The organism is Raoultibacter massiliensis (assembly GCF_900199545.1).
Classification (GTDB): domain Bacteria; phylum Actinomycetota; class Coriobacteriia; order Coriobacteriales; family Eggerthellaceae; genus Raoultibacter; species Raoultibacter massiliensis.
Genome location: NZ_LT962670.1, coordinates 120,805 through 145,156, shown reverse-complemented (window position 1 = coordinate 145,156; position 24,352 = coordinate 120,805). Strand labels below are relative to the sequence as shown.

At 58.4% G+C, this 24,352-nt stretch carries 20 protein-coding genes; all 20 read right to left on the bottom strand.

Features of this window, described 5'->3' with window-relative positions; all coding sequences use genetic code 11:
• Window positions 1-23: 23 nt before the first annotated feature.
• Window positions 24-623, bottom strand: a complete 600-nt coding sequence (locus C1719_RS00665) for a hypothetical protein (RefSeq protein ID WP_102373343.1) — start codon at window positions 621-623, stop codon at window positions 24-26.
• Window positions 613-1,311, bottom strand: coding sequence for a hypothetical protein (locus C1719_RS00660; protein WP_102373342.1), 699 nt, complete (start codon window positions 1,309-1,311; stop codon window positions 613-615). Before C1719_RS00660 ends, C1719_RS00665 begins: the two co-directional genes overlap by 11 nt.
• A gap of 2 nt (window positions 1,312-1,313) precedes the next feature.
• Window positions 1,314-2,306, bottom strand: coding sequence for a pilus assembly protein PilM (gene pilM / locus C1719_RS00655; RefSeq protein WP_102373341.1), 993 nt, complete (start codon window positions 2,304-2,306; stop codon window positions 1,314-1,316).
• Between the two features lie 66 nt (window positions 2,307-2,372).
• The gene (locus C1719_RS00650) at window positions 2,373-3,290 is read right to left on the bottom strand and encodes a prepilin peptidase (protein WP_102373340.1); all 918 of its coding nucleotides are present in this window, start codon (window positions 3,288-3,290) and stop codon (window positions 2,373-2,375) included.
• A 41-nt stretch (window positions 3,291-3,331) separates the two neighbouring features.
• Window positions 3,332-3,739 (bottom strand): prepilin-type N-terminal cleavage/methylation domain-containing protein, encoded by a 408-nt coding sequence (locus C1719_RS00645; protein WP_102373339.1) that lies wholly within the window; start codon window positions 3,737-3,739, stop codon window positions 3,332-3,334.
• Window positions 3,740-3,857: 118 nt separating this feature from the next.
• The gene (locus tag C1719_RS00640; RefSeq protein ID WP_102373338.1) at window positions 3,858-5,066 is read right to left on the bottom strand and encodes a type II secretion system F family protein; all 1,209 of its coding nucleotides are present in this window, start codon (window positions 5,064-5,066) and stop codon (window positions 3,858-3,860) included.
• Window positions 5,066-6,112 carry a type IV pilus twitching motility protein PilT gene (locus C1719_RS00635; protein WP_102373337.1) on the bottom strand — a complete coding sequence of 349 codons (1,047 nt, stop codon included), beginning with the start codon at window positions 6,110-6,112 and terminating at the stop codon, window positions 5,066-5,068. Before C1719_RS00635 ends, C1719_RS00640 begins: the two co-directional genes overlap by 1 nt.
• A gap of 7 nt (window positions 6,113-6,119) precedes the next feature.
• Window positions 6,120-7,814 (bottom strand): GspE/PulE family protein, encoded by a 1,695-nt coding sequence (locus tag C1719_RS00630; RefSeq protein WP_102373336.1) that lies wholly within the window; start codon window positions 7,812-7,814, stop codon window positions 6,120-6,122.
• A 5-nt stretch (window positions 7,815-7,819) separates the two neighbouring features.
• The gene (locus tag C1719_RS00625; RefSeq protein WP_102373335.1) at window positions 7,820-8,419 is read right to left on the bottom strand and encodes a hypothetical protein; all 600 of its coding nucleotides are present in this window, start codon (window positions 8,417-8,419) and stop codon (window positions 7,820-7,822) included.
• Window positions 8,416-8,790 (bottom strand): hypothetical protein, encoded by a 375-nt coding sequence (locus tag C1719_RS00620; protein WP_102373334.1) that lies wholly within the window; start codon window positions 8,788-8,790, stop codon window positions 8,416-8,418. The genes C1719_RS00625 and C1719_RS00620 overlap by 4 nt, the downstream gene beginning before the upstream one ends.
• Window positions 8,790-9,476, bottom strand: a complete 687-nt coding sequence (locus C1719_RS00615; RefSeq protein ID WP_102373333.1) for a hypothetical protein — start codon at window positions 9,474-9,476, stop codon at window positions 8,790-8,792. The genes C1719_RS00620 and C1719_RS00615 overlap by 1 nt, the downstream gene beginning before the upstream one ends.
• Before the next feature lies 1 nt (window position 9,477).
• A complete protein-coding gene (locus C1719_RS00610) occupies window positions 9,478-13,599 on the bottom strand; it encodes a prepilin-type N-terminal cleavage/methylation domain-containing protein (protein ID WP_102373332.1) in 4,122 nt (1,373 codons plus the stop codon).
• Between the two features lie 105 nt (window positions 13,600-13,704).
• Window positions 13,705-14,064: an Hpt domain-containing protein gene (locus C1719_RS00605; RefSeq protein WP_102373331.1), complete on the bottom strand. Its 360-nt coding sequence runs from the start codon at window positions 14,062-14,064 to the stop codon at window positions 13,705-13,707.
• A gap of 205 nt (window positions 14,065-14,269) precedes the next feature.
• A complete protein-coding gene (locus C1719_RS00600; RefSeq protein WP_102373330.1) occupies window positions 14,270-15,577 on the bottom strand; it encodes a coproporphyrinogen III oxidase family protein in 1,308 nt (435 codons plus the stop codon).
• Window positions 15,578-15,582: 5 nt separating this feature from the next.
• Window positions 15,583-16,875: a phosphoribosylamine--glycine ligase gene (gene purD / locus C1719_RS00595; protein ID WP_102373329.1), complete on the bottom strand. Its 1,293-nt coding sequence runs from the start codon at window positions 16,873-16,875 to the stop codon at window positions 15,583-15,585.
• A 56-nt stretch (window positions 16,876-16,931) separates the two neighbouring features.
• Window positions 16,932-18,248 (bottom strand): adenylosuccinate synthase, encoded by a 1,317-nt coding sequence (locus C1719_RS00590; RefSeq protein ID WP_102373328.1) that lies wholly within the window; start codon window positions 18,246-18,248, stop codon window positions 16,932-16,934.
• 106 nt (window positions 18,249-18,354) lie between these two features.
• Complete coding sequence (locus tag C1719_RS00585) at window positions 18,355-20,589, bottom strand: ATP-binding protein (RefSeq protein ID WP_245874221.1); 2,235 nt, start codon at window positions 20,587-20,589, stop codon at window positions 18,355-18,357.
• Window positions 20,589-21,857, bottom strand: a complete 1,269-nt coding sequence (locus C1719_RS00580; RefSeq protein WP_102373327.1) for a metallophosphoesterase family protein — start codon at window positions 21,855-21,857, stop codon at window positions 20,589-20,591. Before C1719_RS00580 ends, C1719_RS00585 begins: the two co-directional genes overlap by 1 nt.
• A gap of 35 nt (window positions 21,858-21,892) precedes the next feature.
• Window positions 21,893-23,314: a replicative DNA helicase gene (gene dnaB, locus C1719_RS00575; protein ID WP_102373326.1), complete on the bottom strand. Its 1,422-nt coding sequence runs from the start codon at window positions 23,312-23,314 to the stop codon at window positions 21,893-21,895.
• A gap of 369 nt (window positions 23,315-23,683) precedes the next feature.
• Window positions 23,684-24,337, bottom strand: coding sequence for a 50S ribosomal protein L9 (gene rplI / locus C1719_RS00570; RefSeq protein WP_102373325.1), 654 nt, complete (start codon window positions 24,335-24,337; stop codon window positions 23,684-23,686).
• Between the last annotated feature and the right edge of the window lie 15 nt (window positions 24,338-24,352).

Below are 24,352 nucleotides of genomic sequence, written 5' to 3'. Positions count from 1 at the left end.
CAAGCTATTTCCGCAGGAACCACTCAGGATGCGGTCTTTTCGACCAAACCATTCAGGGTTTGCGCCCCATTCGTCGTCTCGAAATACGTTGCTTTGAGCGTTGCGTTCACAGCTGTCGCGCTTCCATCCGCCGCAAGTGTCGCCACCAAAGCGAAATCGGTCACATCGCAGCGGTACCTTCCGTTTTGCATCTGCTCGATTACCGAAAAGGCGTCTTCGTAAGAAGATGCCGTGAACGTGACATCTGCGATCCTTCGCACCGTCTCGCCCTCGACTTCCGGTTCGGAGAAGACGATGTTGAACGACTTCGTTTGCTCCAGAATGGTGTTGAGTTCGGCAAGCACGTTCTTGAGGTTGTCGTACACGGCAACCTCGGGCAGCCTCTCAAGGGTTCCGAGCTCGTCGAGCTCGGCTTGCATCCTGGTTCGAACCTGAGCCATCGCAAGCTGCACATCGATCTCGCTCTGCACTTCCTCAAGGGCCGCCGCGTTCGCTTCCTGGGTTTCGGCAACGTTGCGCACAACCAGAAAATAGTAGGCGGCAACAAGCAACACGATGACCAGCGCGAGAATCAAACCTTTTTCTCGCGTCGAGAATGACCTGTTCAAAATGCTAGTTTTCATCGCTTGCTCCTCCCGCCGAAGACGTTACCCCCAGAGCACCGGCAAGATCAACGCCCGACGAATCCGAAGGCGACGGGCTCTGCCCCGCCTCGTCATCGGCTTCGGCCGCCGAAGCCTCTTTGAGCACGATCTGAATCGTTGCCGCAAGAAGGGCTCCGTCTTCCTCTTGTGCAGCCGATACGGTTGCGTAGGCAACGCGCTCATCGTGATCGAGTATCCGAACCACCTCCGAAAGATATTGGAGGTCGACTCCTATGCATGAGATCGCAACGGAATTGCCCACGACCTTCACCCCTGATACGAAAGTCACGCGCATGACCGTCTCCGAGAGAAGATCGAGCAGATCGTTGCGATCCACAAGGTTCATCTCCTCTTCGGTCAACCCGTCGAGAATGTATTTCGAGTACTCCTGGTTCAACTCTATATAGCTTGCATTTTCCGCCTTGAGCGCATCGAGTTTCGCCTGAGCGGCGGTAAGGGCCTGGCTGCTTTGCATTCCCGTCGAAAGGGGATCCGCAACGGCGAACTTTACGAACAGCGCTAGCAGCACCAAAAACACAAGGAACAGAAGGATGTTGACAAGCGTGTTTCCCCGCGTAACTTCCGCTTTCATGAGGTTGATGTCGGTTTTCACGGGGTAATCGACCCTTTTGGGCGCGCCGAAAGATATCTCTTTTTGCAGGTTCATGGCTACCCCCTTCCCATCGTAGCGCCAACAGCCGCCGAGCACTGGCACGCCAAGGAGGCGCCATCCGCCGCAACAGGAAGAATGTCGGTGATGGGCTGCTGATCGAGATCGATGTATTCCGCCACCGTAGCTACCAATGGTTCGACCATCGAGCCTCCCCCGCAGGTGTAAACGGCATCGATCGACGTATCGGGATTGTTGAAGCCGTAGAAGCTCAACGCCCTTCCCACTTCAACCGCAATGGATTCGCAAACACCGCGCACAGCCTGGAGCTCCTTTTCATCGCGAAGACCCCTGCGCCGATACCCGCTCGCCGCATGCGCATCGATGCCATGCAATTCGCCAAGAGCGCGGTCGAGATCGACCATGCCGATCTCTATTGCGCGCGATACATCGTAGGCTCCGTTCGCGAAGAAATGCAGTTGCGTCGAAGCGTGCGAAAAATCGATGATGCAGCAATTCGCCTTTGCCGCAGCGTTTCCCCGAATGATGTTCTGCAGCGCCGCCGCCACCGGCAAAGCGACGACAAGCTTCATTCCCGCACGTGAGAACATCCGCGCGTAATCGGCGATAACCTGCTTCGAAGCGGCGACGGCGAGCAGATCCATCGCCTCGGGCGTGCCGTCGGGTTGCTCCTTGGTTCCCACTACGGCGTAATCGTAATAGAACTTATCCTTGCCCTGCGTGATGTAATCGCGAAACTCGTAGGGCAGGTTCATCTCCAAATCCCTTATGCTCATTGCAGGCATCTGAATGCGCCGGGTCACGCAATCCACTTGGGGGATAACGAATGCGACATGCTTCGTCATTCCCCCGGAGCGCTTTGCGCACGACTTGATGAAATCGGCCATCGCCTCAAAGCTCGTGATGCGCCCTTCGGCCATCAAGCCATCAGGAAGCTCTTCTAAAACGATCTTCTTTATGGAGTCGCCATCGCAGACCGCCATCTTAAGCGTGCTGCTGCCGATGTCTACTCCTGTATATGTTTTTCCCATACGCTCGTTTATCCGTTTCTCGCATAAGCCCCTGTGCCTGCAAGCGCCCGCGCAGGCAAGTCGGCATTACATCAGCAGTCCCACATACCACTCCATGCAGGGGGACCCTATCAAAAGCGTCAGCATCGTCGCCGCGGCAATCGCGGGTCCGAATGGTATCGCCCTTGTTCTGAAGCTTTCCAACTCCCCTGAACCGTCATCGGATTCGCCATGCACATCCGAATCCGACGGCTCGCCGGAAAGCTTCAGAACAAACGCGATCGCCAACCCGATAAAACAGGCCAGCAGCAAACTGAACAATCCCAGCGGAAGGCCGAGGAACAGCCCCGCCACGAACAACAGCTTCACATCTCCGCCGCCGAGGGAATCGCGCTTCGTCACCTGTTCGAACAACAGCGAGAACGCAAGTATCCCACCCCCGAGCAACACACCGCCCGCAACGCCATCTGCGAGCACCGCCAAAAACCCTTCGCCCAGCTGCGCCGCGAATATGGTTCCCGGCCCAAAACCCTGCGAAGGAACACTCATGAACCAAACCGTAGCCGCCCAGGTTGCCAACCCGGCTATAACGAATCCGTTGGGTATCGTGTACGTATCGGCATCGACGAGCGTGACACCGCACAGAATGCAAGCAAGCACCGCATAGGCAAGCGCCTGCACCGTAAACCCGTACTCGAGCGCAATGCTGAGGAACACAGCCGCCATGACGATTTCCACAACGACATACCGAGGCGAGATCTTGCCCTTGCAGTGTCGGCATCTTCCGCGCAGGGCAAACCACGAAACGATCGGAATCAGATCGATCGCCGTAAGCTGCGCGCCGCAAGCGGTGCAATGGCTCCGCCCTCGCAAGACGCTTTCTCCTGCAACGAGCCGCCATGCCAGGCAGTTCATGAAGCTCCCCATGCAAGCCCCCAGCACCGCAGCAAGTATCGAGAGATACGCTGCGAGTGCGGGGGCTATGTCAAACAGAGATGCGCTCATACGGTCTTCGGTAGGGTGCTAAACGCCAAGCCAGCCTTCGGCTAACCGGTTATTTTGCCATTGCCATCGGCGTATTCGATTTTGATATCGCCTTTGTCGGCATCCGTCACTCCCTTGCTGATCGTCAGCTGGTACTTGTAAACAGCCCCCGTGGGTGCCGTCCCGCTTGCATCTGGGCCGGATCCCGTCAGCTCGTTGCCGTTTCCATCGTAGTAGTATATGTACGTTACGCTACCGCTCTTGTTTCCCAACTGATAGTCGACTTTCGCCTCAGAGGTGGCAGCTCTCTGGTTCGCGCTGTCAACAGCAGCCTCCGCCCTTCCGAGAGCTCCCGTGAACAACGGGACTGCGATGGCGATGAGCACCAGCAGGATCGCCACCACGATGAGGAGCTCGGCGAGCGTAAAGCCGCCCTTCTCCTCGCGTATGCGCTTGACCATCTCTTTCATGACACTTCCTTTCTTTGCGTTCGACCAATCGATCGAACAACGTCTTTCTTCCCGGCATTTTCTACCGGACCCTCTCTATCTGCACGACGAGCCCGCATCGGCCGAAGCCGACCCAACGCTACATCGACGCATACATGGTGAACATCGGCAGGTACAGCGCAACAACGATGAAACCTGCAAAAAACGCCATCAGCACCAGCAATGCCGGTTCGAGCAAAGAAAGCGCCCGATCCGTCACGCGCTGGGTTTCCGAATCGTAGAACGCCCCGACCGTCTCGAGCGTCTCCTCGAGCTCGCCCGTCTGCTCCCCCACCGAAGCCATTTCGATCAACGTACGGGGGAAGTGATGCGCATCCCCCATGCATTCGCCGAGACTCTTACCCTCGGTGAGCCCCACTTCCATCAGGCCCACTTCGCTGGAAAGCACATGGTTGTCAAGCACGCGCGCGGTAACTTGCACGGCGCGTGGCATGGACAGTCCCGCCGCAATGAGCGTGGACATCGAATTTGCGAATTGCGCCGCACCCGAATACACCGATACGACTCCCAAAATCGGAATCCTCAGTTTGATGACCGCATACAGGGTTTTGCCGGCTTCGGTGCGACCGTAAAGCTTGCAGCCCACGATAACGAGCGCCAAAACGAGGACGACCCAGAGGATGTTCTGCTGCGTCCATGTCGAAGCGTCGATGAGAAACTGCGTGATCGCGGGCATATCCGAACCAAGCGACGAGATCATGCTCGTCATGGCCGGAATGACCATGACCATCATGACCGCAACAACCACAACCGCGATGATGAGGACGAATATGGGGTAGGTCAGCGCGCTCGCAACCTTTGCCGCGACCTTCGACCGCTTATCGTAGTACGAGTGCAGGCGGGAGAACGCTTCGGGCAGATGACCGCTTTCTTCGCCCGAGCGCACCGTCTCGATGAACATGTTCGGAAGACTGTCTCCCTTACTCTCGAGGCTATCGGCAAATCCATGGCCCGCTGCTACGTCGGAAGCCACATCGCCCAACACGCGTTTGAGGTACTTATCGGTGGTTTGCTCGGCTACAAGCGCCACAGCCCGCCCGATGGGAAGGCCCGCTTCAAGAATGATCGAGAACTGCGAGCACATGATGGCGAGGTTCTTCAGCTTTACGCGCGGCTTCGTGATGTCCATGGTAAGCAGGTTCTTGTGCTTGCGAACGAGCTTGACTTCCTGGACGATCCTGCACTGGGTCCGTGCCGCCTCCATGGCTCCGATCTCGTCGAACGCCTCAACCACGCCGGTGGTCGGCATGCCGCCGTCGGTAACTCCTCTGTAGGTGAATGTCGGCATTACAGCGTATTCTTCCTCATGTAGTCTTGGTCATGGGCGTTTTCCCTCGCCGTCTCGGCGCTGATCGCCCGGGCGCGGTAAAGGTTGATGAGCGCGTTGTCCATCGTCACGCTTCCCGCCGCCGCCGAGGTGGCAAGAGAGCTTGCGATCTGGGGCGTCTTTCCTTCGCGAATGAGATTGCGGATGGCGGGAGTCACCATCATGAGCTCGCATGCAAGAGCGCGCCCCATCCCGTCGCGACGGGGGAGCAGCTGTTGGGACAGCACGGCGACAAGGCACGTTGAGAGCTGCATGCGGATCTGGCGCTGCAAGCCCTCGGGAAACACGTCTACCATGCGGTCGATCGAATCCGCCGCCGATTTCGTATGCAGCGTCGCAAGCACCAGGTGCCCCGTTTCTGCCGCCGTCAGCGCCGTTTGGATGGTTTCGAGATCGCGCATCTCGCCGATCAGGATGATATCGGGATCTTCGCGCAACACGGCGCGCAGGGCGGCGTGGTAGCTCTCGGTATCCTGACCGATCTCTCGCTGCGAAACGATCGACTGGTCGGGCTTGTACACGTACTCGATAGGGTCTTCCATCGTGATGATGTTTTCAGCCCTCGTATGGTTGATCCGATCGATCAGCGCAGCAAGCGTTGTCGACTTGCCGCTGCCCGTTTCGCCGGTAACCACGATCAGGCCGCGCTGCATGCTTGGGAAAGCCATGACGGCAGGCGGCAACCCGAGCGTTTCAAGATCGGGAATCTCGTCGGAAAGCAGGCGCAGTGCAGCGCTCACGCTTCCTTGGGCGCGAAACAGATTGATGCGGATGCGAACCCCCGCTATCGTGCGCGCCAGGTCGAGCTCGCCGATGTCCTTCATGGCATCGTAGCGGCCACCGGCAAGATCGCGGGCAAGCAGCTCGCAATCTTCATGGGTAAGCGTCTCCTCGGTTGCCGAAACGAGGCGCCCCCCGACGCGGAATTTTACAGGCAGGCCGCACACCAGATGGATATCGGATGCGTTGACGTCATGTGCCCGACTTATAAGATCGACGATGTTCATGGCGCCCCTAATCCATCGCAGTCATCGTTTTGCGTGCTTCCTCAACGGTGGTCACTCCCGCAAGCACGAGCCGTCGAAGGCCCTGATCCATGTTTTGATGATGCCCGGTGGCCTCAATCGCATCCTGCAGGGCCTCGCGCGTCGCGCCGCCGGTGATGCGGGAGCGCAAATCGCGGTCCAGTATGAGAATCTCGAACACGCCCGTGCGTCCACGGTACCCGGTGTTGAAGCACATAGGGCAGCCCGCACCCCGATAGAATTTGGCATCGGAGGCGGCGGTCAAGCCGAGCAAGGCGAGCTCCTCTTCGTCGGGATCGTACGCCTCGCGGCAATGCGGGCATACGCAGCGAACCAGCCGCTGCGAAATGATGCCCCTTACGCCGCTCGCTATGAGGTACGGCTCCACTCCGATGTCGATGAGGCGATCGATTGTCGAAGCGGCGTCGTAGGTATGGACCGTCGAGAGCACCAGGTGACCTGTGATTGCAGATCGCATGGCGATTTCGGCAGTCTCCCCATCGCGAATCTCGCCTACCGCAACGATATCGGGATCCTGGCGCAGCACCGCTCGCAGACCCTCGGCGAACGTCATGCCCACCTTCTCGTTGATCTGCACCTGGTTCACGCCGTCGATGTTGTACTCGACGGGATCTTCGAGGGTAACGAGGTTGACCGCATCGGTATTGAGCTCGCGAATCATCGTGTACATGGTGGAACTCTTGCCCGAACCGGTGGGGCCCACGATGAGAACCATGCCGTTGCTTGCGCCGATGAGCGATCGGTATTTTGCAAGATCTTCGCCCGCAAGCCCAATGCCCTCCGCCTCGAGAAGCTTCTCGTCTTTGTCGAGCAGACGGATGACCACGGTTTCGCCGTGGATCGTGGGCAGCGTTGATATGCGAAGGTCGATGTCCTGCTTCTTGATGCGCACGTTCGCGCGGCCGTCTTGCGGTATGCGGCGCTCCGACGTGTTCATGGTTCCCATGATCTTCAGGCGGGCGATCACGCTCTGCTGCAATTCTTTCGGCACCGTAAGAATCGTGCGCATGATTCCATCGATGCGCATGCGAACGTGCATATCCGATTCGCGGGGTTCGAGATGGATGTCGCTTGCCCGCTCGGTCGCAGCGCGCTCGATAATGCTGTTCACCAACCGGACGGTCGGGGCGCTTTGCGCATCGGTGTCGTCGCCGAGCGTCGACGAGGTGAACGTTGCGGTGTCTTCGGAGGCCTTGACTTCTCGCCGCATTTCCTCGATGGCGCGGGCAGCGCCCTCGTTGCCGTACAGCGTCATGATTGCGCGCTGGATCGCATCGTTGGTCGCGACCATCGGAACCACGCGCTTGCGCGATGCCGTCTTCACCGCTTCGATGGCAAGGAAGTTGAGAGGATCGCTCATGGCCAGAAAAACCTCTTCGGGCGTAGCTTTAACCGGCACGACGCTGTACGTGCGCGCAACGTTCTTCGAAATGACCCTGCTCATCTCGGGATCGATGTCGTATTGGGAAAGGTCGATGAACTCGATGCCGAGCTGCATCTGAAGCGCCTCGATGAGCTGCGCTTCGGTGATGATGCCCTCGTCGATGAGGACCTCGCCCAAACGCCGGTTCGTTCCCTTCTGATGGGAAAGCGCCAAATCGAGCTGTTCATCGCTGATCAGCCCCGCATCGGTAAGTAAATCACCAAGCCGTTTGTATGCCATTTTCTTTATCCTGTCCACGCAACCGTCATGCTGGTCGAAGCGATGACGGAGGAGCTTCCTTGCAGGGTGACTGCAATGGTGTAATTCCAAGTATATTGATAATTATTATTGTCTTTATTCACATTAAAAGCCACATCGGATATCTGAACGGTCAGGCCATGCGACGAGGCGACGAGCACCCGCGGAAAAGGCGTGGAAACCGTTCCGTCCGCGCCCGTTTCCCTCTCCTGCAAAACAAGCGTAATGCCGCCGCCGTTCGGATCGTTTCCGATCACGACCGGTCTCTTTAACGTTGGGCTCACGAATTTGCAATCCGCTATCGTAATCGGATCCTTCGAATCCGATCCCTCGACCGAGGGAGCGAATGCAAGCTCGTCGCTCACTTCCTCAACCGCTCGGGTAAGCAGTTCGTTGGCGCGCGTCGATTCGTTCGCCACGCGATACGCGTTGAGCGCGGCATTGAGGCCGACGCCGATTACGACGCAAAGCAATCCAAGGAATACGATGCTCACGAGCTGCTCCGCCAACGTGAAGCCCCGCGTATCGCCCACGCGATCGCGCAGAGTGCGGACAAGCTTGGGCGCTATGTCGAGAACCGATCTCATCTGCCACCCATCATGCCGTTGTCGAACAGCTCATAGCGCAAAAACGCATCGTCTCCGTAGATATCGACCTTGATGCTTATCGAATCAATCGACCCGCCCGATATCGTCGCAGGAGCCGCGCTGCTCACCAGATCCTTCTTGCTCGGAACGGAAAGGGAGCTTTGAGCTTCGAACAGAGCGGCCATCCTCGTGTCGTTTTTCGAGGTAACGTTTGTTGCGGTCATCACCATCGTTGCCATGAGAGTAACGGCCATGACGCTAATGAGCAGAGCCGTGAGTATCTCGACGAGCGTATCGCCCGCAGTCGATGAGAGCTTTCTCGAAAGCGCCCGGCGAAGACGGGAGGGAAGCGGCTTTTCGCATCGTGCCATCACGAGGTTGCGCCTCCCCTCGACGAAACGGAAGCCGGATCGCTTGCCGAGGCGGCTTTTACGACGGTGTAGCCGTTCCAGTCGACGGCAATCAGCTTTCCTGCGTTATCGAAATGGGGTGTCGCCTGCACATTGACCAGCTCGTCGTAATTGCCGACGGCATCGGCTTCCGAAGCCAGCGACAGCCGCGCCACCACGTTGAGATCGGCATCGAAGGAGATTCTTGCATAGACGGTGTCGAATCCATCTACGCTGATCGTAAACGTATCGTCTATCGGAAACCCGCTGTTCTTTTTGTAGCTATCCCAAATCTTGCTTCCGTATTTATCCCATAACTCCGTCATAAGCCCATCCTCATCGGCATAGCTCATACGGTCGCTGAAATCGGGGGCTTCCGAACCTTCGGGGTACTTCCACACGACTCCCGCACCCGACAAGCAGCCGCCTAGAAAATCGGCCGCGCTCGTTACGGTATATTCGGCCTGCTGCGTTTCTTCGTACGTGATGGTCGCCTTCGTGTTCACCGATGCTGCCGTGAGCACAATCGCACCGACGACTGCGCAGACGATAAAGAATGCGAGCGCCAGAATAATCGACGAGCCCGTTGTATCGCGCAGCTTGCACGCAAGCCGCACCCTCATGGCGCTTCGGCTCGATTTCATGTTCGATGTCGGACGGGCGCCCATGCTACGCCGCCGCTTCCTGCTCGGCATCCGTCAAGCCATCGGCCTCGCTGGTCAAAGGCGCGACCTCCGGCGCATCCGAAGCGCCGTCTTCGACGGGATCGTTTTTCGGCTCTTGGGCCGCCGGTTCCTCCGATATCGCCGATACGCTCTCCACGATCTCGTTCGCAGCCGCAACCACATCGTAGGCGGCAACCGCCCCCACCTTGAGCACAACCTGGCTAAACGAGCACGTGTCATCGAAGGCGACAGTACTCCTGCCCGCCAATCCACCGAAATGCAGATCGCGTTTTCGCTTTGCATCGTATTGTTCGGGCGCGATTATCAAGTTCACCGACTCGAGCACAACGTTGCTGCATGAGCTCTCGTCGCCCGATATATCGCCGACCAGGCCTCCTATGGCAAGATCCTTTTGCTCTTTTGTTTTTATGTCGGTGCCGATATCCGCCTTTTTCACGGAGCATCGGGTGATTTCCGTATCGATGGCCTGGCCTCCGAGAGCCCCCATCTTCGGGTTTTCATCCCATCCATCCCACTGGGTGCTGTTTTTCCTCGTAGCTATCAGGTTGATCGAGCTTACTTCGCAATCCGACACGGTGCTGTTCTCCGCGCCGCCGAAGATCAAACCCCATCCTCGGATCGAAGTCGTCTGAAACACCATCTTGATGGTTGGAACGTCATCGGCATCTCCCACGATCTCGCAGCCGCTCATGTCGCAGTCTTCCATATAGCCTACGATAACCCCCACATGGGAGTAGGGGCTTTGCGTGGCCCATTCGTAAACGCCCTTGCTTCCTTCGCCGAAATCCGAGCCGCTCACCACCGCTTTGATGTTTTTGATTTGCGCCTTCGTCGTCGACGTCGAGCCATCCCCGCCCTCAACCGTCACTCCGGCGACCTTTGGAAACATGCCGCTTCCCCGACCGAGTGCGATCGGCGAATTGTTGATGACGTAATAGCTCGTCAGGCAGTACTGCACGTTTTTGACAACGTTTCCGGCTTCGCTGCCGCCATCGTAGATTCCCGTGAACACGTTGTCGAGCTTGATGCTCAGCTTGGGATCCGTCTCGGATACGTCTTTCATATCGATGGTGTGCGTTTGCGCAAAGCAGTCGCCGACGTAGGTAAGCTGAACCTTGTCAAGAAGCGATAGGGCTCCGATGAACTGCGTCGCATGCCGCACCTGCCAGGAGTTCCCTTCCGACTTGCCCCAGTTCTGCGCCTTGTTCCCGTCTATTTCGACTGCGCAGGCGAAGTTGCTGTTGATCGTATACGCATACGTCTGATCGCCGAGAGCGGGAAGCGTCAGCGTTCCCGAAAGATTGCGGGCCTTAGCTGCATTTCCCCGCGGCCGCACCTGGTACGCCCGGTAGGAAACGCCTTTGATAACCACCGTCTTCGAATCGGCGGAGATTATCATGTCGTTGCCCGAAACTTTGGGCGCCCGGCCCGTGTCCAATGCCGAGGGAACCAGCGCATAGTATCCCCAACTCGTTATGCTCGAATCGTTGGTAAGCAGGTTCTCGACCTTTCCCTGCCCGGGGGTCAAATAGCCCGAATAGCCCGTTACCTGCTCGCCCGTCGTTTCGTTTTCGCCAAATTCCAAATACATCATGCCGATGCCGGCATCGACGTATTCGGCGTACAAAGACGCTCCCATGTAATCAAGGCTTTCGTGATAGCTTCCAAGAAGCGCATCGGCCTCGAGAACAAGGGGATCTCGGCCTTTCGGGTTCGTATCGTTGGTGACCCATTGCGAAAAAACCTTCGCGAGCTTGCCTGCTTCGTCGTTGATCGCGTTGCCGTAAGGAAGCGTGGCAACGCGCGCGTCGTTCTGGAACGAGAACGGCACGTACTGGAGATCCATATCGAGCGCAATGGTTTTGCCGTCAAGCGAGGTTTTCCCGTAGAATTTCAAGACGCGGTAGAACAGATAGTCCCTTGTGGTCATCAGTTCGAAATCGGCGTTTATCTGACCGCTGCTTCTCGTCGAAGCCATGTAATACGGGTTCCCGCTGCGCGAGGGATACACCATCGCCTGCGAGTAGACGGTCTTCTCTTTCGCAGAGTAGTACCACAATGCCGCATTCGTCACTTCGTTGTCGGCGGCATTGAGCGTTGCATTGAATGCGAATGCCGGCGTTACTGCATAGTAGATGCGTATGTCCTTCGCGTTGCCCGGAAAATTGCTCCCGTTTTTTCCGAACTGCCCCGAATCCGACTTCTTCGTTAACGCCCACGAGCAGTCAGACGACGAACATCCGAACTCGTTTTCGAAGAGTCGGCGGAATTCCTTCTGCGCGGCGGCTTCCGTTCCGCGCGATCCCATCGTCAAGTTGCCCGTGAGCTCCCCGTCTATCTTCGGTATCTGTCCGAGCGAGCTCTCGTCGTGCCCGTAAGGATCGGACTGCCCCGTAATGTACTTGCGCACATCGTCGATGCTCGGCGCGGTGCGGATGTAGATCGTAATCACTTCGTTTTCAAGTCCGAGTTCCCCCAGCTTCTCGCTGAAAGATACCGGATCGATCGAAAGCGTTGTGGTTCCCGCCGTATCGGCACCGGCGCTCAGGCCGCTTATGCACGAAGACAGCGTCTCGCCGGCCGCAACCCACTTCCATTCGTTGTCAACCATGTATCCGATTCGCTGTTTCTTGCTCGTTGCAGCATCCGAGCCGACGCCGAGCCACAGCTCGTAAATCTGATATCGGTATTCGCCCGCCTCGTCAGCGGGTGCATATCCCCCCACCGCCGCTTCGATATCGACGAGATTCGCAAGCGCATCTGCAAAGCTTATCTGCCCGCCTTTGTACCGCTGGTAAGCCGCTTCTTCGTTTTCCCCGGTAAGCGTGCTGCTCGTATTTTTGATGGTGTGCTTTTCAGCGTACGATTTCAGATCGTCGAATCCGGTTACCTGGTCATCCCCGCTTTTGGGAATCTGCCTGATCTCGGGTCCTCGATACGTGCCGGTTATGCGCTCGCCGTTCGTAGCGTTCTCCCCGTTCGAGGGATCGGTTACCACAACGCGCAACATCGAAACGGGCTCGGGCCATTCGATGTAGGCGGTCGAAGAGGTTGGCGTGTAAGCCACCTGGCCGGTCTTGACGGTTGCCGTAACTTTGACCGTATCCCCGTAGGAGAATCCTTCCGCAAGGGCATTCAGGCTTTTATCGCCGGTTGCTTTGAGCATCTCGAGGTCGAACGTGTACACGTCGGCGGGCAAGGACGGATCGTCGAGAGGCGAACGGTAGCCTACCGAGTAGAGCTTCGTATCACCGCTGTTCTGGTAGGTAAGAAGGCTATCGCTTTTAGCTCCTCCCTGATACGTTCCTACATATTTGCCGCCTTGCAGCCCGGCAAAAGCGATGGTTGCCGTCGAGCCCGTCTTTTGGTTCTCGATGAGAACTTCGAGACTGGTCAACCATTCGCCATGCTTCGAAAGGTTCGTATCCTGGATGCACAGCAGACCGCTTTCCTCATCAACCCAGATGGTCGGATTGGCAAGCGCTACCGCGTTGGTTGCCCCCGCGGGCGTCCCGCCGTAGTAGCCGATGAGCGGATCGGCTTGCAGGCGCGCGCTCTGCATTCGCTTTACCGCAGAATCGCCGCCATCGATGTAGTAGGTCTGGGCAGGAGTCGCTGCGCCGAGGATCGGCTGATCTTGAAAGAAGCCCGTCTTGCCATCCGTGTAGAAAACGCCGAACACCGTTGCCGTCGAAACGCTGTACTCGATGATGAAATCGCCGTTGCGCACCTCGGAATCGATCGAGTCGGCGGGAAGAACACCGCTGCTGCGCGCCTGATCGGCGGTCATGTAGCACAAATCGTTGCTTACGGGATGGCTGTCGGTCACAGCGGAGGGCACCCCCGTGGCCGCGGGGCTTCCCGCCAGCACGCCGCCGTCGTCGAACAGGGCGAGCCACGTGCCCGACACCTTCATCGAAGTCATCTGCTGCTGGGCGGCTACGGCGATGTCGCTTGCGGCGGAATCGAGCTGCGCTATGCGCGCGGTGCGTTGGATATTGGCGATGGAGGGGGCGACCAGGGCCGCAAGAATCAAGACTATTGCAATCGACAGCAGCAGTTCAGCTAGGGTAAAACCCCGATTATTCCTATCCTGGCCAAGCATAAACCAGCAATCGTCTCCATCTCCACAAGAGCGAATTCGCTCCCTGCATACTTGATCGCTTCCGTAAACGATTAGTATACAACGTGGAATTAAGAAGACGCTAGTTTAGCTCAACTGCTCCAAAATAGCTATCGTTTCCATATGGGCTTTTTCGACATTGGGCATCAAACGGCGAGCAGACTCCAAATCGCCTGATCGGAGGGATTCGGTCACCGGATCGAGCACGGCGAAGTACGACGAGAACGAAAGGTTGCCCACCACGCCCTTGAGCGTATGGGCCACGCGAAACCCTTCCTCCGCATCGCCTGCTTCAACCGCTGCGACAAGCAGGGAGTAATGCTCGTCGTCAAGGTAGCGAAAGATGAACTTCTCGAACATGGCGGAATTGCCCCCGAAGCGGTCGACGCCGCCGCGATAGTCGATGCCGTGGGCAATCAACTCGTCGATTTGCGTTTCGTTCAACATACGACCTTTCGCCTCCCGTTCGGTCGGTTCGTTTCTCACGCGCAGCATGTGCATTGTCGAGCACATGGAATATAGAGTATACGGCCGCAGATGAAAAAGAGCCTGCAAGAGGCCCTTTTGTCAAGCATTTGTCATTCGGCTGGCAAGTAGCCGTCACGCGCGACTCGCTCGCCTGCATCCGAAGCGGCGACCGCAGATTCGCGCGTCAGCCGAAGATGAGCTCGCGCTCCTCTCCCGTCAACGCCGCGCGGGCTTGATCGCGCAGGTTATTCACTCCGATGAAGAATTGGCGCATCATGACCACCATGAGATAGCGCCCCTTCGCCGTAAGCGTCAGCTCGTTCTCATCGTCGGTCGCAAAGGCTCCGCACGCTTTCATGAACGTCATCTCAACAGGCAAGCCTCGCTCGATCGTACATCCGAAATCCTTCTCGAACTGCTTCTTGTCGAGGCGCAGACCGAACAACTGCATCATGAAGCGGTAACGCATGCGATCATGTTTCGAGAACGTGGTCTTACCCATAAGCGACATGCGCCCCGCCTCGATCGCCTTGTTGTATTCCTGCACCGAGAACGTGTTCACGTACAACGATTCGCCCAGGTAGGTGATGCCGCCGCTGCCGATGGCGGGATACTCTTCGTAATCCACCACGTATTCGTCGATCATGACGTCTTCGCCCGACTCATCGAGTTCGGCCTTGTTGAACGTCCAAGCGCTCCCATGCTTGAAGAGTGGGTTGGACCCCCCGGCAAGCGTTTCGGAAATGATCTCGTAGAACTTCCGCTCGCGCGTGTAATCCACCTTGCCGACCGTTGCTTTGAGCGAACGGGCAACCGACGGCGACGCCATGAGCGGATAGAACGTCGTCTGACTCGTGCCGCTTTCTATCACGCGCTCGAGATCGGCGCGCAGGATCGCCTCGGTCTGCGCGGGGAAGTTGAATATCATATCCACGTTCAACGAGGTGAAATACGGGCTCGCCTCGCGCACGCGCTCGAGAATTTCTTCACCGCAGCCGTATTTGTCGTAGCGATCCATCTGCTTCAGCAGGCCGTCATCGAAGCTTTGCACCCCTACGGAGAGCCGCTGCACGCGACCCTGCAGCTTATCGAGATACGACGGAATGAGGTGATTCGGGTTGGTTTCGCTCGAAACCTCTTTGATGGAAAACGTTTCTTTCGCCAGATCGATCGTATCGCACAGCTCGTCGATCATGATGGTCGGGGTACCGCCGCCCACGTACAGGCTTTCGAAATCGTACCCGAGATCCTTGAGCATGAGCATCTCTTTGCGCATGTTCTCGAAATACGGAACCGCGCGCCCTTCGTCAAAGGGAAAACGGTTGAACGAGCAGTACGGGCAGAGCCTCTCGCAGAACGGCACGTGCATGTAGAGCATATAGGGCTGGCCCGGCGCAGGCGCGGGAACGTACGCATCATTGGTCGGCTCGAGCTTAAGGTAGCTCTTCGTGCATTGACGAACAACGGTGGAAAGCATTCGTTCGGAAAGCATACGGGTTACTCCCAAGCTCCGCGCCCGGATGCCGCGCGCTTGCCGATGTCGGTTCGGTACTGCTTGCCCTCGAAGTTGATGAGATCGACCGCATCGTAAGCAGCTTCGCGCGCATCGTCGAAGCTTTCGCCGAGCGCAACCACGTTGAGCACGCGGCCACCGGCGGTGATAAGCTCGCCATCGCTGTTGAGCGCGGTGCCCGCGTGGAACACCGTCACGCCCTTGAGGTCTTCCGCCTCGTCGATGCCCAGGATGACCTTGCCTTTTTCGTATGCGCCCGGGTACCCTTCGCTTGCAAGCACAACGCAGACCGCCCAGGTATCCGACCAGCGAAGATCGATATCCTCGAAGCGCCCCTGGGCAACCGCGTACATGACCTCGACCAGATCGCTTTCAAGGCGGGGCAGCACAACCTGCGTTTCGGGATCGCCGAAACGCGCGTTGAATTCAAGGACCTTCGGCCCTTCGGGGGTCAGCATGAACCCACCGTACAGAACGCCGCGATAGTCATGTTCGAACGGCTCTTTCGCCGTCGCTGCGGCGGCAACCTCCATGATGCGCCGCATTTCGGCGAGCTCTTCATCGGTGACGATCGGCACCGGCGAATACACGCCCATACCGCCGGTGTTCGGACCGCGATCGCCGTCGAACGCACGCTTGTGATCCTGCGCGGTGGTCATGCAGAAGGCATGCCCGTTCGTAACGAACGCGAGCAGCGAGCACTCGGGGCCGGTCAGGCACTCCTCGATGAGCACCGTGGAGCCCGCATCGCCGAACGCGCCATCGAAGCAGCTGCGCACCGCATCTTCGGCAACCTCTTCGGTTTCGGCAACGAAAACGCCTTTGCCCGCAGCCAGCCCGTCTGCCTTCACGACGATGGGGGCACCCAGTTCGCGGATGTAGGCAAGAGCGGGATCAAGTTCGGTGAAGCTCGCATAGCGCGCAGTCGGGATGCCGTTGTCTTCCATGAACTGCTTGCTGTAGGTCTTGCTGCCCTCCAGGCGCGCGCCCTGCGCATCGGGGCCGAACACGGCGATGCCCGCCTCACGCAGCACATCGGCAACGCCCGCGACGAGCGGGGCTTCGGGGCCGATCACCACCATATCGATATCGTGATCGCGCGAGAACCCGAGTACGGCTGCACCCGAATCGACGTCGAGCGTGGCTATGTTCTCGGCAATCTGCGCCGTACCCCCGTTGCCGGGAGCGACGAACAGATCGTCGCAGTTCGGTGATTGAGCAAGCGCCCAGGCAATCGCGTGTTCGCGCCCGCCGCCTCCCAAAACCAAGATGTTCACTGCAAATCCTTTCCTACTGCTTTACACGAACAAATGTTTCACGTGAAACAATTCGATTACGCCTGCCAACCGCGCAGGATCGTCTGATCGCGGTCGGGGCCGACGGCGATGATCGAAATGCGCACGCCCGTGATCTCCTCGAGGTACTCCACGTATGCGCGGGCATTTTCGGGGAGCTCCTCGAACGTCTTGCATCCGGTGATATCAACGCCCTTCCAACCCGGTAGTTCCTTGTAAATGGGCTTGGCGTGGAAGAGCACGCTTTGCTGCATGGGGAAGTAATCGTAGGTTTTGCCTTCGCATTCGTAGGCGACGCATACTTTGATGGTTTCGAACGCCGAAAGCACGTCGAGCTTGGTAAGCGCCACGTCGGTCAGGCCGTTGACCTCGGCCGCGTAGCGTCCGATAACCGCATCGAACCAACCGCAGCGGCGCTTGCGACCCGTCGTCACGCCGAACTCGCCACCCACTTCGCAAAGCGTTTCGCCGACCTCGGCCTCTTCGGGCGTACCGCCGTCTTCGGCATAGCGCTGCTCGGTCGGGAAGGGGCCGCCACCCACGCGGGTAACGTAGGCCTTCTGGATACCGAGCACCTTATCGATGGCCGTAGGACCCACGCCGCTGCCCGTTGCCGCACCGCCGGCGCAGCATGAAGACGAGGTAACGTAGGGGTACGTGCCGTGATCGATGTCGAGGAGCGTTCCCTGCGCGCCTTCGAACAGGATGTTCTTGCCCGCACGGAGCGCGTCGTTCAAAAGTTGGGCCGATTCGGTCATGTGCGGTTTGAGGATGCGCGCATAGGGGAGGTATTCTTCGCAGATCTCCTCGACCGTATAGGTCGGCATGCCGTAGATCTTCTCGAGCACGGGGTTCTTCTGCGCAAGAGCGGTTTCCACCTTGAGGCGGAAGATTTTCTCGTCGAGCAGATCCTGGATGCGAATGCCTTTGCGAGCAGCCTTATCCTGATAGCAAGGGCCGATGCCGCGCTTGGTGGTTCCGATCTTGTTTTCGCCGAGGCGCTTCTCGTCGGCGCCGTCGAAATCTTTGTGGTACGGCATGATGACGTGAGCGTCGCACGAGATGAGCAGACGTTCGCACGAGATGCCCTCCGCTTCGAGCATGGCCATCTCTTTGACGAGCACACCCGGATCGATTACGACCCCGTTGCCGATGACCGGCACCGCGTTTTCGTACATGATGCCCGACGGAATGAGGTGCAGTGCAAGCTTACGATCGCCGTGAATGACCGTATGGCCTGCGTTGTTCCCCCCTTGGTAACGGACGACATAATCGTAATCGCTCGAAATCATGTCGGTGATTTTGCCTTTTCCTTCGTCGCCCCACTGGGCGCCGACGAGAACCGTACTGGGCATGTCGTTCGTTCCTTTCCTTGGCCGTTCGCGTCCGGGGTTTCCCGAACCGCTCCGGTCGTGCGTATGCGGGCCCTCGCCCGCCTTACCTCAGCAAATTCCGATTATATTACAGTTCGACCAAGTTGAGCTGCGAATCGGCATCCTGCATGAGCCTTACAATTTCCTCGTGGCACGTGAAGAGAATCACCTGCCGGCGGGCCGACAGCTCCTTCAATGCGCCAACCGCGCCGCGCCGGCGCTCTTCGTCGAAATTGACCAAGATGTCATCGGCCATGATGGGGATGGCGCGCCCCACGTTTTCCGCCGTCATGAGCAGCGCTATGCGCAGGCTCAAGTACAGCTGCTGGCAGGTTCCAAGCGACAAGTGGATGGGCTCGCGAACCGTTTTCACCCGATCTATCACCTGGAGCTTCCCTTCCTCGCTCATGCGAACCTGCACCCACGCGCCCGCCGTCATCATCGAGAGAAGGCGGCTTGCCTGCCGGTACACCTCGGGCTGGCTCTTGCTTTCCCATGCGGTGATGGCCGATTCGAGCATGTGCTTGGCAAGCAGAAGCCGCGCGAGATCCTGCTCGCTTTCTGCAAGCTGCGTATTCACTTGCTGGTATTCGAGCTTGAGCGCGTCGAAGTTCCGCAGGTGCTTCGCATGGGCGAGCTCTTGCTTGAGCTCGCCGTAGCGCCGGTTAACGTTCTCGCTCGTCTCGATAAGGCCCGAGCGCTGGTGGGATTTCTGCTCGATAAGCGTCGCAATATCGGAGAGCGGCGTGTCGACGGCGAGGCCGAGGCGTCTGTACAAGCTGCCCTTCTGGCTCTGGATGTCGGCCAAGCGATCCTCGATGGATGAGAGCTGCGCAACGAGCGCCTGCTGCTTCTGCACGAACAGCCCCGAAGCAGCGCGGGCGTCCCTCGCTTCGTCGAGCAGGGAGCGTGCGCGGCGAAGCGAACCCTGCGCGGCGCCGAGCCCCGAGCGCTCGAGGAAGGTCGTGGTCTGGATCATCTGGGCGGCAAGGCCCTCTTCGCAGGTTTCGAGCTTCTTTTTATCCTGCAGCATGATCCACTGCGCATCCTGCTTGCGCTGCGTGAGCGCCTCTTCGGTTTTCGAAGGCCTGAACAGCATGACAAGTGCGGCGCCCGCTAGGAAAAGAGCGAACACGACCAAGATGATTCCGAGCGCAGTGAACGAAAGGCTCGTGATTTCCCGCCCGTGCATGAATACGGGCACGCCTGCTATCACGAACAGCACGGGAAGGGCGACTGACAGGGCGATCTGAACATGGCGCTGCCTGCGAGCCCGGTTCTCGAGCTCCTGAAGATCGGGCGCCTCGAGAAGCGCCTCGTAGTTCGATTTCGAATCGGTGTAGTTTTCCTTCGCAAGATCGACGCTGTGCTGGCATTTGCTGCGTTCTTCGGAAAGCATATCGATGCGATCGCGCAGCGAGTGCTCTTCTGCGGGAGCTATCGACGTAAGCCCGGGGTCGATGGCCTGCTCGTGGCGACGATGGTCGGCAACGAGCTCTCGTTCCTCTTCGAGCAGCTCCTTGCGCTTGTCAAGGCTGTGCGCAAGCTCCTCATCGAGCTTCTCGAGGCTCGCCTTGCCCGCCGAAAGCGCCTCTATCTCGGCGTTGAGCTTTTGAAGCGACGCGATGAGCGCCTCGCGCTGCGGGGCAAGCTCGTGGAATTCCTTATCCTGGTGCTTGAATCGTTCGGACTCATCTCCGGCCCGGGCTATCTTCGCGCGCAGATCGTCGAGTTCGGCAGACAGCTGCGTAATGGAATGATCGATCCCCGAAGCGCGCGAGGTATACTCCGCGATGCGCCGCTGGATCTCACCGAGCGCCTGCGCCGGGGAAGCGCCCGTGCCCGAGCCAGCCGTGAGCAGCTTCGCGGTCACGTCCGTCGTGTTTCGCAGGCTGCGCAGCTCGTCGCTTGTCAGCGCGAACATGGTCTGGAACGTTTCCTTGTCGATATCGTCGAGCAGATACTCGGGGCCCTGCAAACCCTCGGCGTTCTTCACACGCACAAGCTCGATCTCTTCGTCGGTTTCCTCGTCGGCGAAAAAGATCGACCCCGCCCTCTCTGCATTGCTGGGTTTGTAAGTGTTCCTCGCCCCGCGCGCGTCTTCCCAACCGAACAGGACTCCCCCGAAAAACGCGTTCAGCGTGGTCTTGCCCGCCTCGTTTTTCCCATGGACTACGTTGAGGTGGGGCGTAAACGGACCGATCACGCGATTCGAGAACGAGCCGAAGCTCACGATTTTCATGCGGCTTACATACAGGCTGCTGATGGATCCTCCCTCGCCTGGCTCCATCCTGTGCGGTGCTTCATGCGATAACTCGTTCATCAGCGCACCTCGCCCTGCCCGAGAAGATCGAGCACCAGATTCTCCGCCTCGTCGGCAAGCTTGTCGAGCGATCGCTCGACGCTGCGGGGCACCGTGAGGTTCTTTTTCATGAACTCGTCTTGCAGATACAACAGGCTCTCTTCCGCATTCTCTTTCTGAGAATGGGCGACCTGCATGAGCACCGCCGGGAACAAGCCTTCGCCCGCGAGGGCTTTTTTATCGATCGGCATTTCCGTTCGATCGGTCAGCGTATCGCAAAAGAAGAACGCGTAGCTGTCGTTAATGCTCTTTCGCAGGTCAGCGAGCACCGAAGGCGATTCGAGAAACCGGTGCAGCTGCGTTTTGCCGACAAGCTCGATACGCACGCACATCTCTTCGCAATGCGATTTCCCGTTCACGCGGAACAGCTCGCGCATGATCTTCTCGTTCACTTCCGCGATGCTCGCGCAGTCCTCTACGTCGACGCGCATCTTCTGCCACACGACGCTCGCCGTGGGAATGAATTCGAGCTGGTTGGGAGCTCCTTCGGTCAGCGTGACCTTGAATACCCCCCGCTCTCCCGTCTCGTTGACGTCGCGCCCCTGTATGCACCCGGAAAACACGAGCATCGGGTTATCCTCTGGATACAGATAGCGCTTGTGGATATGGCCGAGCGCCCAGTAATCCATACCCGTGCGCATGAGCGCAGTCGGGTCGGTCGGGGCTTTCGTGTTGTCGAGGTTCAAGCCGGTGTGCAGCACTCCCACCGCAAACGGCGCGGCTGCGGCTTTCGTGGCTTCCTCGGCCGCCGCGCGGTTCACCCCTTCTGCGATGTCCCGATCGAACGGCCACGTTTGGTTGTAGTAACCGCGCCCGCCGAGCAGCACGAGCGGTTCGCCATCGCGTTCGTATACCTCGAAGCTCGGCTTGTCCGCCGAGAACATGAACGTGTTCGGAGGAAACGCGAAGAAATCCTGCTTCCACGACGTGAACGGATCATGGTTGCCAGTGCAGAGGTACGCCGGGATTCCCGCCCTGTCAAGTACATGCAGGCCATCGAAGAAATGAAGGTAATCGGCATACGATGCGCGGGCCGAATCGAAGATATCGCCCGCGATCACCACGAAGTCGACGTTGTTTTCCACCGCAGCTTCGATCACGCGGTCGTAGCTTTCGGGGATCGCCGACAGCAGACGGTCGGCCCAGGTGTCGGAAAGCGCGCGCAAACCTCTGAACGGAGCTCCCAAGTGCAGATCCGCAGCATGAATGAATGTGACGCGTTTAGGCATGATCCCAGTGTACCGCGAAAGTCGGCGCAGTGCGGCTACGCGTAGCCGGCCGCGCGCGAATCGTCGACAAAGTTCATGAATTTCGTAAACTCGGGATTGAACGCAAGCGGAATATCGCGCGTGGGGCCGTTACGGTGCTTGGCGACGATCAGCTCGGCAGTACCCAAGTCGGGGCGATCGTCGCTTTCGGCTTCGATCTCATCCATGCTTCGGTCGATGAACGCAACGATGTCGGCGTCCTGTTCGATCGAGCCCGATTCGCGGAGGTCGGAAAGCATGGGGCGTTTCTTGCCGCGCATTTCGACGGCACGCGAAAGCTGCGAGAGCGCCACGACCGGCATATCCATTTCCTTCGCGAGAACCTTGAGGCCACGGGATATCTCGCCGACCTCGACGGCGCGGTTGCCGTCGCGACGCGTTTGGGGCGGCTGCATAAGCTGCAAGTAGTCGACCACGATCATGCCCTGCTTCTTGTCGCGCAGCTCGCGGCGGGCTTTCGCGCGCAGCTCGAGGATGGAGAGCGCCGGAGTATCGTCGATGTAGAGATCGAGGTTCGCAAGCGTGCCGCATGCATCGGCGATGGCGGCCCAATCGCTTTCCTGGAGCTGGCCGCTGCGTACCCGCGACAGGCTCACGCGCGCCTCCGAGCACAAGATTCTCTGCACGAGCTGGGATGCGCTCATTTCCAGGGAAAGAAACGCGACCGTGGTTCCCTCTTTGGCCGAATTGACCGCAAGGTTCAGCGCGAACGATGTTTTGCCGACGCCGGGACGGGCGGCAAGGATAACGAGATCGCCGCCGCGGAATCCATGGAACAGATCATCGACGTCCTTGAAACCCGAGGGAACACCCGCCATGTGCGATTGACGGCTCGCAAGTTCCGATATTTCCTCGAACGCATCGTTCAAGAGCGTGTCCATTTTCTGAAACGCTGATGAGACGCGCTTTTCGGTAACCTTGAACAGCGTTTTCTCGGCTTCCTCGACCACGACGTCAAGATCGTCGGGAGCGTCGTAGGCAAGCGCGTTGATTTCCGCCGAAGCGTAGATGAGTTCGCGAAGAATGGCCGTGCGCTTCACGATTTCAGCATGGTTTTGCCAATTCGTCAGGGCAAACGTATTATCGCCCAGTTCGACGAGGTACGCCTTTCCACCGACCGCCTCAAGCTGCCCCGCCGCATTCAGATGATCGGCAAGCGATATCTGGTCGATGGGGATATGGCGCACGTACAGATCGAGGATTGCCTCGAAGATGCGCTGATGCGCGGGGCGGAAAAAGCTGTCGGGATTGAGCTTGGTCGCAATTTCCTCGACCGCTTCCTGGTTGAGCATGCACGCGGCAAGCACCGACTTCTCGGCTTCGATGTTTTGGGGAAGCGATTTGCGTTTCTGCTCGACGCTCGTCTCTTCCGGTGCAAAATCGGGATTATGGTAGGAGCCTGGTCCGCTAGCCGGCATGCCCATCCTTCCACTCGTGTCCTCGCCTGTCGGCATCAGTATAGTACACTATAAAAACCGCAGTTCACCAAGGTATTTTCGTGTGGTAAAACCATGGTTTCGGTTATCCACAGCACAAGCCTTTCCCCAGGCATTTCCCACCTGCCGCGAAAGCGGTTTTCCACATTTTCCACCGCACCATGCTGTGGAAAAAAATTCCGATGAACGGAAAACCGCTGGCATATCTCGCGCGGTTGCTTCGAAACGACAACTGCGATTCCACCTGTTTCCAAGCTCTTCCTCTCGTCGCCCGCACATGCAGAGGGGCCGCATCATACGCGATGCGGCCCCTCGTCGGCTCAACGGTCGATTACTCGAACGCCAACCGGGTTACTGCTTGTCCTCGGCCTCGATGAACTCGGCGGCCGTTTCAGCTGCTTCGGATGCAGCCTGGGCATCGCCAGCCGCATCGGCGGCCTCGATGCTTGCAGCGGCTTCTTCGACGATGGCGTCTTCGATGGCCTTGAGCTCTTCGCGAGCCTCGGCATCCTCGGCGGCCTCAACCGCTTCGGCTGCTTCCTCGGAAGGAATCTCTTCGCCAGCGGCGCCGACGAACAGCTTCAGCGTTGCCTTGATATCGCGGTACAGCGAAATGACAACCTCGTGCTCGCCTGCGGTCTTGATGGGGGTCTTGAGGTCGATGCGCTTTTTATCGACATCGAGTCCGAGACCCTCTTTGATGGCCTCGGCGATCATGACCGACGTGACCGAGCCGAACAGCTGGCCTTCTTCGCCAACCTTCGCCTCGACCTTAACGACGTTGCCCTCAAGGGCCTCCTTGAACTTGGAGGCGCCGCCAAGACGGGTTTCCTCGCGCAGTTCGATGTTGTGCTTGCGCTGCTCGAGCTGCTTCAGGTTGCCCTTCGTAGCCGGAATAGCGATCTTCTGAGGATACAGGTAGTTGTTGGCGAAACCGGCAGCGACTTCGATCACGTCGCCTTCGCCTCCCCTGCCTTTCAGTTCTTGAAGCAAAATAACTTTCATCAGTTACCCCCTTGC